The organism is Nocardioides taihuensis (assembly GCF_042657275.1).
Lineage (GTDB): Bacteria > Actinomycetota > Actinomycetes > Propionibacteriales > Nocardioidaceae > Nocardioides > Nocardioides taihuensis.
Genome location: NZ_JBHSKD010000002.1, coordinates 231,644 through 244,041 on the forward strand (window position 1 = coordinate 231,644; position 12,398 = coordinate 244,041).

Annotated in this window: 11 protein-coding genes; 4 read left to right on the forward strand and 7 right to left on the reverse strand. The window is 74.8% G+C overall.

Translation table 11 applies throughout. The annotated features are described in order from the left end of the window. Positions 1–15: 15 nt before the first annotated feature. The 4 genes from ACFPGP_RS01160 to malQ all read right to left on the reverse strand — a co-directional run bounded on the left by ACFPGP_RS01160 (position 16) and on the right by malQ (position 5,182). Entirely contained in the window at positions 16–2,217 is a 2,202-nt protein-coding gene (locus ACFPGP_RS01160) for a CocE/NonD family hydrolase (RefSeq protein WP_378585734.1), read from the reverse strand. 159 nt (positions 2,218–2,376) lie between these two features. Further along, entirely contained in the window at positions 2,377–2,700 is a 324-nt protein-coding gene (locus tag ACFPGP_RS01165) for a hypothetical protein (protein WP_378585737.1), read from the reverse strand. 174 nt (positions 2,701–2,874) lie between these two features. Continuing rightward, positions 2,875–3,579, reverse strand: a complete 705-nt coding sequence (locus tag ACFPGP_RS01170; protein WP_378585740.1) for an ANTAR domain-containing protein — start codon at positions 3,577–3,579, stop codon at positions 2,875–2,877. A gap of 190 nt (positions 3,580–3,769) precedes the next feature. Then, positions 3,770–5,182 (reverse strand): 4-alpha-glucanotransferase, encoded by a 1,413-nt coding sequence (gene malQ / locus ACFPGP_RS01175; protein WP_378585742.1) that lies wholly within the window; start codon positions 5,180–5,182, stop codon positions 3,770–3,772. Positions 5,183–5,340: 158 nt separating this feature from the next. Between malQ and ACFPGP_RS01180 the strand changes: the two genes are divergently transcribed. Both ACFPGP_RS01180 and ACFPGP_RS01185 read left to right on the forward strand, forming a co-directional pair. Continuing rightward, positions 5,341–6,627: an ArgE/DapE family deacylase gene (locus tag ACFPGP_RS01180; RefSeq protein WP_378585745.1), complete on the forward strand. Its 1,287-nt coding sequence runs from the start codon at positions 5,341–5,343 to the stop codon at positions 6,625–6,627. Between the two features lie 34 nt (positions 6,628–6,661). Then, positions 6,662–7,057, forward strand: a complete 396-nt coding sequence (locus ACFPGP_RS01185) for a nuclear transport factor 2 family protein (RefSeq protein WP_378585748.1) — start codon at positions 6,662–6,664, stop codon at positions 7,055–7,057. Between the two features lie 6 nt (positions 7,058–7,063). Here the strand turns inward: ACFPGP_RS01185 and ACFPGP_RS01190 are convergent, their stop codons facing one another. Genes ACFPGP_RS01190 through ACFPGP_RS01200 form a run of 3 tightly spaced genes read right to left on the reverse strand, consistent with a single transcriptional unit; the run spans position 7,064 to position 9,741 of the window. Continuing rightward, positions 7,064–7,975, reverse strand: a complete 912-nt coding sequence (locus tag ACFPGP_RS01190; protein WP_378585751.1) for a DMT family transporter — start codon at positions 7,973–7,975, stop codon at positions 7,064–7,066. Continuing rightward, complete coding sequence (arsM, locus tag ACFPGP_RS01195) at positions 7,972–8,790, reverse strand: arsenite methyltransferase (protein ID WP_378585753.1); 819 nt, start codon at positions 8,788–8,790, stop codon at positions 7,972–7,974. The genes ACFPGP_RS01190 and arsM overlap by 4 nt, the downstream gene beginning before the upstream one ends. 51 nt (positions 8,791–8,841) lie before the next feature. Further along, on the reverse strand, positions 8,842–9,741 hold the full coding sequence (locus ACFPGP_RS01200) for a helix-turn-helix domain-containing GNAT family N-acetyltransferase (protein WP_378585755.1): 900 nt from the start codon (positions 9,739–9,741) through the stop codon (positions 8,842–8,844). Positions 9,742–9,847: 106 nt separating this feature from the next. Between ACFPGP_RS01200 and ACFPGP_RS01205 the strand changes: the two genes are divergently transcribed. Beyond that, positions 9,848–11,173, forward strand: coding sequence for an NAD(P)-binding domain-containing protein (locus ACFPGP_RS01205; protein WP_378585758.1), 1,326 nt, complete (start codon positions 9,848–9,850; stop codon positions 11,171–11,173). Continuing rightward, positions 11,173–12,381, forward strand: coding sequence for an MFS transporter (locus ACFPGP_RS01210; RefSeq protein ID WP_378585760.1), 1,209 nt, complete (start codon positions 11,173–11,175; stop codon positions 12,379–12,381). Before ACFPGP_RS01205 ends, ACFPGP_RS01210 begins: the two co-directional genes overlap by 1 nt. Positions 12,382–12,398 lie beyond the last annotated feature (17 nt).

A 12,398-nucleotide genomic window follows, 5' to 3' on the forward strand; every position in this document is an offset into this window, starting at 1 on the left:
AGGGCGCGCTGCAGGTCAGCCCTCGTACCACCGGCAGGGCTGGCTGCGCAGCGACCGGCACGGCGGCGCCTGCTTCGGCACCTGCACGCCGGGCACCACCGGGAGCACGATCCGCGAGCGGTGCTCGGCGTCGGTCGAGACCGCGACCCGCTCGCCGTGGCTGATCGTGTCGAAGGCCCACGTCGGGCGGGCGTCGCCGGGGGCGTCGACCGTGATCCGGATCCGCGAGCCGGCGCGGAAGGGGTGGGCGAACGGGAACAGCTCCACCCGCACCCGGGTCGGCTCACCGGACGGCAGCGGCGCCGCGTCGGCCTCGAGGTGCGTCGGCACCGGGTCGAGCGGCGTCGACGACGGGTCGAGCGCGCGGTGGCTGGCCCGCAGCCAGCCCGACTGCACGTAGACCTCGCGTCCGTTGGGGCGTACCTCGCTCAGCGTCACCTCGAGGTCGGTGTCGCCGGCCGGGGTGCTGACCCACAGGTCGACCGACCCCGACCCGATCGGCACGACGGTCCGCTTCAGGGGCGGCGTGATCCAGCCGAGGCCCTTGCCCGCCGGGATCTGCTGCCAGTCGTAGTCGGGGTGGGCCTGCCAGATGCCGGAGCCCGACCCGGTGTACGTCGTCTCGGGCAGCGCGCCCGGGTCCGCGCGGTAGCTGCGCGGCGTCGTCCGGCCGGGAGCCACCGACGAGGGGCGCGCGCGCAGGGAGCCGTCGGGGCGCAGGAACCACCGGGTGGCCTGCGCCTCCGCCACCGGCCAGGAGTCGAAGCCGCGCGCGAAGCGGGGGAGCGGAGCGCCGCTGGGCTCGCCGTCGGCGGCGCCCTCCTCGAAGAGGATCCGCACCGGCTTGCGCGCCTCGTACGTCGCGAGCGCCTCGTCGTAGGTCATGCCCGACCAGTCCATGCCCTTCGGCAGCGTCAGCCCGCTCACGCCGGTCAGGCTGTTGGCCAGGATCGGGGCGACGAGGCTCGCCGCCGCGCCGTTCGGCACCCGCCGGCCGACGTACAGGTCGAGGAACTCGGCGTAGCGGCGGAAGACGCCGAGGCCGAGCGACTCGATGTGCGCGCCGTTGCTCATGGTCGCGTAGAGGTGGGGCGAGGAGCTGAACTGGTCGAGCATCGCCGGGAAGTGTCCGCCGGTCTGCTCGTCCTGCCAGGCGCCGGCGAGGAACACCGGCACGTCGATGTCGTCGACGAACGTCGTCGGCGAGATCCGGTCGTACATCTGCGGGGAGTAGAAGGCGTTGTCCTCGATCAGCGCCAGCGGGTCGGGGTTCTGCAGCCGCAGCAGCTGGTTGGCCGCGCACACGGTGTCGCCGGCGTCGGCGCGCTGCTTGGTCCAGGCCTGGCCGTACGGCGCCGCCTGGGTCGCGCGCTCCTTCGCCCACGGGACGGCGAAGCCGGTGTTGAGGATGCCGCCGGGGTAGAGCGTGCCGCGGTAGGTGTCGTCGATGACCGACAGCGGCGAGATCGCGTCGAGGCTCGGCGGCTGGGTGCGCGCGACGTACAGCTGCGAGATGCCGGGGTAGGAGATGCCGACCATGCCGACCTGGTGGAACTTGGCCCACGGCTGCGCGGCGATCGTCTCGATGGCGTCGTACCCGTCGAGGCTCTGGATCGGCTCGAAGTTGAGGAAGGATCCGCCCGAGCAGCCGGTGCCCCGGATGTTCACGCCGACGTACGCGAAGCCGAGGGTGTTGTAGAGCTGGGCCATCGTGGTGTTCGCCGGGTTGCTCGGGTCGTAGCCGGAGTACTCGACCACCGTCGGGAACGAGCCGTTGTTGTTGTTGCCGGGCAGCGAGACGTTGACCGACAGCGTCGTCCCGTCACGCGTCTCGAGGTAGCCGAAGCCGTCCTGGAGCGTCTGCCCGGAGTAGAACGACTGGTCGGGGGCGGGGTCGGAGAAGTCGTCGACCGTCACCGGGTCCGACGTCGTGACCGGGTCGGTGGTCGTGCGCACCGTGTAGCTGCCCGCCGTCAGGTCCCGCCACAGCAAGGCGCCGTTGGCATCGGTGGTGCCGCTCCCGACGACCGCGTCACTCCCGTCGACCAGCTCCAGCGCGGTGCCGGCCGGGGCGTCGACGACCGTGAGCTGGTTGACGCTCGGCTCGACGGTGAAGGTGACCGGATCGGCCGCGTTCGCGGCCCCTGCGCTGATGGTCCCGGCCGCTGCCGCGGCCAGCGCCACGGCGGCGACGACGATCCTGCTCCCTGCTCCCATGGGGGGATGTTGTCACGGCCACCGCCCTCGACCTGTAGTCCCTGACGGATGAGTGGCCTCCCAGTGCGGTTCAGGACGTCATGCGTTCTGCCGGTCCTGACCGCCGAAACGTATGACGTTGGCAGCAAGGCCGGCGCAGGGAGACCGGCAGAGGCCCGTTCAGGTCTCGGGGGAGTCCTCGAGCGAGCCGATGGCCAGCTTCAGCGAGGCGACGGCCCGGGCCCGGACCAGTGGCAGACGCTCGCCGGGGGTGTCCACCAGCCGCCAGTGCGCCCGGCGCAGGAGCTCCTCGTCGCCCTGGACGTGCAGGACCGCGCGGTGTGCCCCGACCACGGGGTTCCAGTCGTCGGTCATCGCGTCGCGCAGGACGCGGGCCAGGACGCCCTCGACCGAGCGGCGCGGCACGCGGCGGGCGGTGCGGTGCGGGGCCTCGGCCCACGGCGTGGCAGGGAGGGTGGGCGGTTCGAATCGCGCTGCGCTCATGGTGACTCCCCCGAACAGGTGAAGACGGTGCGCCGGGGTCACGGGCGGTGTGCCTCCGGCCGGACGGCCGAGTCGTGGAGGCGCGACCCAGCGACGCTACGTGGGCACCTGACCGCGCGTCCACGGGTCAAAGGTCCCGACGTGGGGGAGGCCGAAGGTCCCGGGGTGCGGCGTTCAGTCCGCGCTCCCGGGACGGAGGCCGGTGTTGACGACGGCGTCCGCCACCGCGCGGACCGAGACCCCGCGGGTGCGGGCCATCTGCCGCATCTGCTCGAACGCCTCGCCCACGCCGATGCCCTCGCTCGCCGCCAGCACGCCCTTGGCCTGCTCCACCACCACCCGCGCGCCGAGCGCGTGCTGCAGCTGCGCGGCGAGCACCGTCTGGCGACCCAGCCTGATGCTGGCCGCGCTGAACGCCCCGGTGATCGCCGTCAGGCACTGGGCGCAGCCGATCTCGAGGTCCGCCCAGTCGTGGGGCTCCTGCGAGCACAGGCACACGAAGGCGGTGTGGCTCCCCTCGATGCGCAGCGGGACGATCGCGAGCGAGCGGATCCCGTGCGCTGCGGCCTCACGCCCGAAGTCGTCGCCGTCAGGCACACGCTGCGGCAGGTCGGCCTCGGTCAGTGCGTCGTCGTCGGCGATCTCCAGTCCGGAGGTGACCAGCCGCCGCAGCATCTCGACCTGGGCCACCGTGAGCGGCTCCACCGAGGCCATCGACAGCAGCCGCCCGTCCGTGTCGAGGAGCAGCACGCTGGTGATGCCGAGCAGGTCCTGGAGGACGGTGGTCAGGCCGTCGTACACGGACTGCGTCTCCGGCGCCTCGGTGAGATTCATGGCGAAGTCCGTGATCCGGATCAGCGCCTGGTAGCCGTCGGTCATGGCGCCTCCTCCTGTCCGCGACGACGGCGGTCCACCGCGGGGCCGCCCACGTCCATTCGACGGGGCGTGCGAGCAGGCCATCAGGGTCGGGGTGCCCCGGTCGGCGGGACGATCGGCCCGGACCAGACCTGAAGGTCGTCCTGCCGGTGGACCAGTCGCGCGTCGAGCGACAGGTGGCCGTGACGTACGGTCAGACGCCGACGCTGTCGGTGGTGCCCCGGACGCGGTGCGTCACCTCGACCAGCCCCCGCACGCGGGCGGCGAGGGCGTCGTCGAAGGCGTCGGCGGGTGCCCGCCAGGCCCAGTTGCCGGTGTCGGTGCCGGGGGTGTTCATGCGGCTCTCGGCGCCGAGGCCCAGCAGGTCCTGGGCGGGTACGACGGCGAGCGCGGCGGTCGAGGAGAGCGCGAGGCGCACGAGGGCCCAGGGCATCGGCTCGTCGGGGTCGAGGCCCTGCTCAGCGAGCAGCCGCCGTACCTGGTCGCGGGTGCCCTCGTCCAGCGAGTGCCACCAGCCGAGCGTGGTGTCGTTGTCGTGGGTGCCGGTGTAGACGACGCTCTCCTCGCCGTGGTGCTGCGGGAGGTAGGGGTTGTCGGGGCTGCCGTCGAAGGCGAACTGCAGGATCTTCATGCCCGGCAGCCCGAACCGCCGCCGCAGCGCGTCGACCTCGGGCGTGATCATGCCGAGGTCCTCGGCGACGAGCGTGCCGGGGCCGGCCGCGTCGACGAGCGCCGACAGCACCGCGTCCCGCGGCCCGGGCACCCACCAGCCGTCGCGGGCGGTCGGCGCCGCGAGGGGGACGTGCCAGGCGGCCTCGAACCCGCGGAAGTGGTCGATGCGCACCAGGTCGAAGAGCTCCCGCTGCCGCGCGATCCGGCGCCGCCACCACGCGAAGCCGTCGGCGGCCATCGCGGCCCAGTCGTAGTGGGGGTTGTTCCAGCGCTGTCCGTCGACGGCGAAGTAGTCGGGCGGGCACCCGGTCACGGTCACCGGCCGCCCCTCCGAGTCGAGCTCGAACAGCTCGCGCGAGGCCCACACGTCGGCGCTGTCGAGCGCGACGAAGATCGGCAGGTCGCCGAAGAGCAGCACGCCCCGCCCGGCGGCGTGCTCGCGCAGCTCGCGCCACTGCTCGGCGAAGACCCACTGCTCGAACCGCAGCTCCTCGACGCGGTCGGCCACGGGCGTCAGCACCTCGGCGACCCGGCGCGGGTCGCGGTCGCGCAGGCCGGGCTCCCAGGCCAGCCACGGCAGGTGGCCGACGGCCTCGCGCAGCGCGGTGTACTCGAGGTAGGCGTCGAGCCAGTCGGCCTGTCGCGCGCACCACGCGTCGTACGCCGTCCGCTGGTCGTCGCTGAGCGACGCGGCGACGAGCAGCCCCCGCTGCGCGCGGCGCTCCGCGCTGATCAGGTCGGGGTTGCCGGCCATCGCCGACTGCGCGTTGTACGGCGAGTGGTCCTCGTCGTGGGTCGGCACCAGCGGCAGCACCTGCCACACCGAGCAGCCTGCGGCCGCGAGGAAGTCGACGAACCGGAACGCGTCGTCCCCGAGGTCGCCGGAGGGCAGGGACGTCACGTGCAGCAGCACGCCGGCACGGCGGTGGACCATGCGGCCCAGCGTAGGGGGAGGGAGTTCTCCACCCCGGGCTGCCACCGACGTGCCAGGCGCTCGGGCCCCTGCGCACCGGGGGGAAAGGACCCGGTCGGGCCATGGGCGCGCGGCCTCGTCGGCCCTAGCGTGGAGCGGGGCCGAAGGAGGAGATCGCGGTGCCCCGAGACCTGTGCGACGAGGAGCTGCGTGCGCTCGCGTCCGTGGACGAGCGCGAGCTGGTCCGCGACCTGGTCGACCTCGTCGCGGTCCCGTCCATCAGCGGGACCGACGCCGAGAACGACGTCGTCCACCTGCTCGCCAAGCAGCTGCGGGCTCTCGACCTCGACGTCGACCTCTGGTCGCTGGACCTGACCGCGCTGACCTCCGACCCCGGCTTCCCGGGCTGGGAGGTGGCCCGGGCGGAGGCGTGGGGGCTCGTCGGCACCTCGCGCGGCGCCGAGGAGACCGGCGTGCCGGCGCTCGTGCTGCAGGGGCACGTCGACGTCGTCCCTCCCGGTGACCCGGCGCAGTGGGAGGGCGACGCCTTCAGCCCACGCGTTGCCGGTGGCCGCGTCCACGGGCGTGGCACCGTCGACATGAAGGGCGGGGTCGTGGCGTGCCTGGCCGCGGTCCGCGCGCTGCGCGCGGCCGGCATCCGCCCCGAGCGGCCGTTCGCCGTGCACCTCGTCGTGGGGGAGGAGGACGGCGGCCTGGGCGCCTTCGCCACCCTGGCCCGTGGTCACCGGGGCGCGGCCTGCGTGATCGCCGAGCCGACCAGCGGCACCCTGACCACTGCGAACGCCGGCGCCCTCACCTTCGAGATCTCCGTGCCGGGGCTGGCGACCCACGGCAGCACGGCCTACGCCGGGGTCAGCGCGTTCGAGGCGTTCCTCCCCGTGCACGCCGCGCTCCGCGACCTCGAGGGGCAGCGCAACCGGGTCGTCGACCCCTTGATGGCCGAGTACCCCGTCGCCTACCCGCTGTCCGTGGGCCGCGTGCGCTGTGGTGACTGGGCCAGCAGCGTGCCCGACCTTCTCGTGGCCGAGGGGCGCCTCGGCGTCGCCCTCGACGAGGACCCGGCCGACGCCCGGACCGCGCTGGAGGAGGCGGTCGTGGCCGCAGCCGGCGCCGACCCGTGGCTGCGCGACCACCCGCCGGTCGTGCGGTGGCCGGGTGGCCAGTTCGCCAGCGGCCGGTACGCCGAGGAGAGGCGCCGTCTCGCCCGGCTCGTGTCCGGCGCTCACGCCGACGTGACGGCTGGGCCCGCCCCGCGCGAGCGGGGCGCGCCCTACGGCAGTGACCTGCGGCTGTATGCCGCCGCGGGCGTGCCCACGCTGCAGTACGGCCCCGGCGACGTCCGGCTGGCCCACGGACCCCACGAGTCGGTGCCGGTCGCGGAGGTCGTGGCCGCGGCGGAGACGCTGACGCTGACCCTGCTGCGGGCCTGCCGCGGCGGCGCCTAGGCTCGCCTGCGAGCGACGACAGTCAGGGGACCCCGTGAACGCCTTCCGCGCCGCCGTCGAGGCCGGCGACACCGACGCGATGACGGCCTGCCTGGCCGACGACGTCGTCTTCACCAGCCCGGTCGCCTTCAAGCCCTACGCGGGCAAGGCGATCACGGCCGCGATCCTGCGCGGGGTGAGCCGCGTGTTCGAGGACTTCCACTACGTGCGGGAGATCGCCGACGCCGGCGGGCGCGACCACGCGCTGGTCTTCGAGGCCACGGTGCGCGGCCGGTCGATCACCGGCTGCGACTTCCTCCACCTCGACGACGACGGCCTGATCGACGCGTTCATGGTCATGGTGCGGCCGCTGTCGGCCGCGCAGGAGCTGGCCGCGGCGATGGGCGAGCAGTTCGACCAGATCGCCGCCGAGGCCGCCCGGGGGGTCTGACCCGCCTCAGGCCGCCGGTGCGGCGGCCGCCTCGGGGGTGGCGCGCAGGTGCCACACCGCAGCGGTCGTGGTGCCGGCGACGACCAGCGCGACCCCCACCCACTGCACCGGGCTCAAGCGGTCGCCGGTGAGGTGGGCGGCCGCGAGGCCGAAGACCGGGATGGCGGGCAGCAGCGACCCCGCGACCTCCGCCGGCAGCCGGCGCAATCCCGCGACGTACGCCGTGAAGGCGAGGCCGTAGTAGACGACGCCGGAGGCGACGGCGAATCCCCACGCGGACGGCTCGACGGTGCCTCCCGTGCCGATCCCGGCGGCGGCGGTGACGCCGAGCACGACGACGACCAGCGCGAGCGCCGCCACCTGCTGGGACAGCACCACCCCGACCGTGCCGTCGTCGAGCAGCAGCCGCCGGGTCAGCACCGTGTAGCAGGCGCAGGCGGTCACGGCAGCCACGGACAGCGCGATCCCGCGGGCGTCCCCGGTCGCCCCCGGACGCAGGACGACGAGGACCGCGCCGAGCACAGCGACGAGCGTGGCCGTTGTGGTGACCGGCGTCAGGCGCTCGCCGAGCCAGGCGACGGCGAGCAGCAGGATCAGCACCGGCTCGGTGGCCCACAGCAGCACCGACAGGCTCGCGCTGACGGTGAGCAGGCCCAGCAGACCGAGCAGGTAGGCGAGGCCCGGGTTGAGCAGCCCGAGCAGGACCAGTCGCCGGTCGGGGCGCTCCGCGACCTCGCCGCGGACGCGGCGCACGGAGGCGAACGTGCCGAGCAGCACGCTGCTGGCCACCAGCTCGACCGCGAGCAGGGTCAGTGGCGCGAGCCCGCGGTCGAGGGCCTGCTTGCTCAGGACCGTGCCGACGCCCCAGCACGCCGTGGCCCCGAGCACGCAGGCGACCCCGACCGCCTGCGGTCTCATGCGCCGACGGGCCGGGTGCCCTCGATGCTGGCGGAGACGACGTAGTCGCGGACGTCGCCGGCCGGGTCCCAGGTGGTGGGCAGCTCGCGCGTGGCGTCGACCGGGACCACCCGGACGTCGGTGAACCCCGCCTGCTCGAGCATCGCGGTCACGGCGTCGACGGTCGAGGCGCCGGTGACGCAGGCGGCGACCAGGTCGAGGTCGGCCCGCACGTCGGCGGGCAGCTCGGCCGTGGTCACGACGTCGGAGATCGCCAGCCGTCCGCCCGGACGCAGCACCCGGTAGGCCTCGTCGACCACCTGCTGCTGCTCGGGCGAGAGGTTGACGACGCAGTTGGAGATCACCACGTCGACGCTGGCGTCGGCCACCGGCAGGTGCTCGATCTCGCCGAGGCGGAACTCGACGTTCGCGACCTCGCCCGCACGCGCGTTGGCGCGGGCCCTCGTCAGCATCTCGGGGGTCATGTCGACACCGATCACGTGACCGGTCGGGCCCACCGCGCGGGCGGCGAGGAAGACGTCGAAGCCCGCGCCGCAGCCGAGGTCGAGCACGGTCTCGCCCGGCCGCAGCGCGGCGATGGCCTGCGGGTTGCCGCACCCGAGCCCGAGGTCGGCTCCCTCGGGGACGGCGGCGAGGTCGGCCTCGCTGTAGCCGAGCTCGAGCGACACCGGCGCGCTGCCGCCGCAGCAGCCGCGCGTCGAGCCCTCGGGCTCGACGAGGGCGGCGTAGTGGGTGCGCACCGCGGCACGGACGTCGTCGCTGGCCGGGGTGCTGCCGGGGGTCGTGCCGCGGGTGGCGGGGGTGGTGGTGCTCATCGCCATCTCCTTCCGTCGTGGAGGTGATGAGGCCTGGTGCCGGGCGGGCGCTCAGTCGGCCCGGCGTCGTTCGAGGAGCACGGTGTCGCGCCAGGCACCGTCGAGCTGGGCGATCCGGTCGCGCACCGCGAGGGTGCGGTAGCCGGCGGAGTGGTGGAGGGCGAGGCTGGCGCGGTTCTCGGGGAAGACCGAGGTGTGCAGCGTCCACAGCCCGTCGGCGTCGGCGGCGGTGACCTGGCGGTGCAGCAGCGCCTTGCCGACCCCGCGGCCGCGGAACCCCTCGGCGACGTACACCGAGGTCTCGGCCACGCCGGCGTAGCAGTCGCGCTGCGAGGTGCGCACGGCGGCGGCCCAGCCGACGACCTCACCGTCGACCTCCGCGACCCAGCGGTGGGCGGGGAGCCACTTCCGCCACAGGGTGGACGCGGGCGGGACGCTGGTCTCGAAGGTGGCCTGCCCGGTGGCGATGCCCTCGGCGTAGATCCGGCGCACGACGTCGAGGTCGCTCTCGGCCATCGCCCGCACCGTCACGTCGTCGGGCAGGCCGCTCGGGCAGCAGGGCAGCTCCTCGCCCCCGGCGGTGGTGCGGGGCTGCGAGAGCGAGCCCATCACGATGTCGGCGGCGTGGGGGAGGCCCGTGCAGCAGGCGGAGTTGACGCGCACCAGCGTGGAGGTGCCCTCCTTGGCGAGGATCAGGAAGCCGACCTCGGCCAGCTTCTTGACGTGGTGGGAGGCCGTGGACTGGCTGATGCCGAGCTCCTCGGCCAGCGCCCCGACGGTCAACAAGCCCGCCGGCGCGGTGGCGACGGCGTGCAGCATCCGCACCCGCATCGGCTCGGCCAGGCAGGCGAACCACGACGCGTAGGTCGCGGCGTCGGCCTCGCCCAGCGCGGGCAGTGCCGGCGGCGTGGGCAGCACGGTCAGCGGGATCGGGGTGGCGGTCGTGCTCATGCGGACCAGTGTATCGATCTCGATCGATGGTTGAAAGCATCGACGCGTGTCGATACAGTCACACTCCGAGAAATTCATCGACCATCATCGAAGAAAGGTGACCGTGATGAGCGAGCCGCTCCCCGTCATCGTCATCGGCGCCGGCCCCGTCGGGCTGGCCGCCGCCGCCCACCTGCGCGAGCGCGACCTCCCGGCCCGCGTGCTCGAGCAGGGCGCCACCGCCGGCGCGGCCGTGCGCGACTGGGGCCACGTGCGGCTCTTCTCCCCGTGGTCGGAGCTCGTCGACCCCGCGGCCCGGCGTCTCCTCGAGCCGACCGGCTGGGCTGCGCCCGACCCGGAGCGCTACCCGACGGGGGCGGGCTGGGCCGCTGACTACCTGCAGCCGCTGGCCGACGCCCTCGGCGTCGTGGAGTACGACGCCCGGGTCACCGGCGTGGCCCGCGCCGGGCGCGACCTGGTCGTCGACGCCGGCCGCGACGACGCGCCGTACGCCGTGCACGTCGCGACGCCCGGCGGCGCCGAGGTGGTCGCCGCCCGCGCCGTCGTCGACGCCTCGGGCACCTGGTCGACCGCCAACCCGCTCGGTGCCGACGGCTACCCGGCCCTGGGGGAGGTCGAGCACGCCGACCGGATCGCCTACCGGATCCCCGACCTGGCCGACCCGGCCGCCCGCGACCGCTACGCCGGCAAGCACGTCGTCGTCGCCGGTACCGGCGCCTCGGCCAAGACCGTGCTGGTGGCACTGGCCGCGCTCGCCCAGGAGGCGCCGGGCACCCGGGTGAGCTGGCTGGTGCGCCGTCCCGGCCTCGGCCACACCTTCGGCGGCGGCGCCGAGGACCAGCTCGCCGCCCGCGGTGCGCTCGGCGACCGCGCCCGCGCCGCGGCGCAGTCCGACCTCGTCACCACCCGCACCGGCTTCCGGGCCGCGCGCGTCGAGGCCGACGGCGACCGCCTCGCCGTGGTCGCCGAGGACGGCCAGCGCGTCGGGCAGGTCGACGAGGTGGTGGTGACCACGGGCTTCCGCCCCGACCTCGGCTTCCTCTCCGAGGTCCGGCTCGACCTCGACCCCGCCCTGCAGGCGCCGACGAGGCTGGCGCCCCTGATCGACCCCAACGTCCACTCGTGCGGCACCGTCTACCCCCACGGCGCCGCCGAGCTCGCGCAGCCCGAGGCCGGGCTCTACGTGGTCGGCATGAAGTCCTACGGCCGGGCGCCGACCTTCCTGGCCCTGACCGGCTTCGAGCAGGTGCGCTCGGTCGCGGCGACGCTCGCCGGCGACCACGAGGACGCCGCGAGGGTCGAGCTGGTGCTGCCCGAGACCGGTGTCTGCGGAGGTGCCGGGCTCTTCGACGAGGAGGAGTCAGCCGCCTCCGGTGGGTGCTGCGCCCCCGCGCAGGGCGAGGTGCTCACCGTCGGGTCCAGCCGCTGCTGATGACCCCGAGCGACCGGTCGGAGGAGCCCGGCGTCCTCGACGACGCCGGGCTCCGCCGCGCCGTCGCCGTCCTCTGCACGACCGAGATCACCTCCTGGGGCGTCCTCTACTACGCCTTCCCGGTGCTCTCCGACGCGATCACCGCCGACACCGGCTGGTCGCCCACGCTCACCATGGGCGCCTTCTCGGTCGGGCTGGTCGTCACCGGGCTGGCCGGCGTGCTCGCCGGCCGCCTGCTCGACCGGCACGGGCCGCGTCCCGTGATGACGACGGGGTCGCTGCTCGCCGTCCCCGCGCTCGCGCTGATCGCGCTCGCCCCCACCAGGGCGGTGTTCCTCGCCGGCTGGGTGCTGGCCGGGGTCGCGATGTCGGCAGTCCTCTACACGCCCGCCTTCACGGCCGTCACCCGCTGGGGCGGCAGCCGCGCCCTGCGCGGCCTCACCGCCGTCACGCTCGTCGCCGGTCTGGCGTCCACGGTGTTCGCGCCGCTCACCGCGGTCCTCGAGCACGCCCTCGGCTGGCGGGGCGCCTACCTCGTGCTCATGGTCGTGCTGGCTGCCGTCACGGTGCCGCTGCACGCGTTCGGACTGCCGTCGACGTGGGTGGCCCACGACCACCCGCGCAGCCGGGGCGGGCGTGCGAGCTCGTCGCGGGAGTTCGTCGTCCTCGCCGTGCTGCTGGCGCTCGCGGCCTTCGCGACGTACGCCGCGCTGGTCAACCTGGTGAACCTCCTGGTCGGTCGCGGCGTGGCCCTCACCGCGGCGGCCGTCGCCCTCGGCCTCGGCGGCGCCGGACAGGTCGCCGGCCGCCTCCTCTACCGACCGCTCGCCGAGCACTCGACGCTCCTGGCACGCACCGTCGCCACCCTGCTGGTGCTGGCGGCGGCCACGGCGGCGCTGGCCCTGGTCGACGGGCCCTACGTGGTCCTGGTGCTGCTGTCGGTGGCCGCCGGCCTGGCCCGCGGGATCATGACGCTGCTCCAGGCGACGGCCGTGCCCGACCGGTGGGGGACCCTCGGGCTGGGACGGCACAACGGCCTCCTCGCCGCGCCGGCCATGGTCGCCTCCGCCGGGGCGCCGTTCGCCGCGGCGCTGCTGGCCGGGGCGCTCGGCGGGCTCGACGGCGTCTTCCTCGGGCTCGCCGTCCTGCTGTGCGTCGCCGCCGTCCTCGTGCCGGCGACCCTGCCGTCGCGGACGCCCGTGGCCTAGCCTCGCTTGCGGTCCTG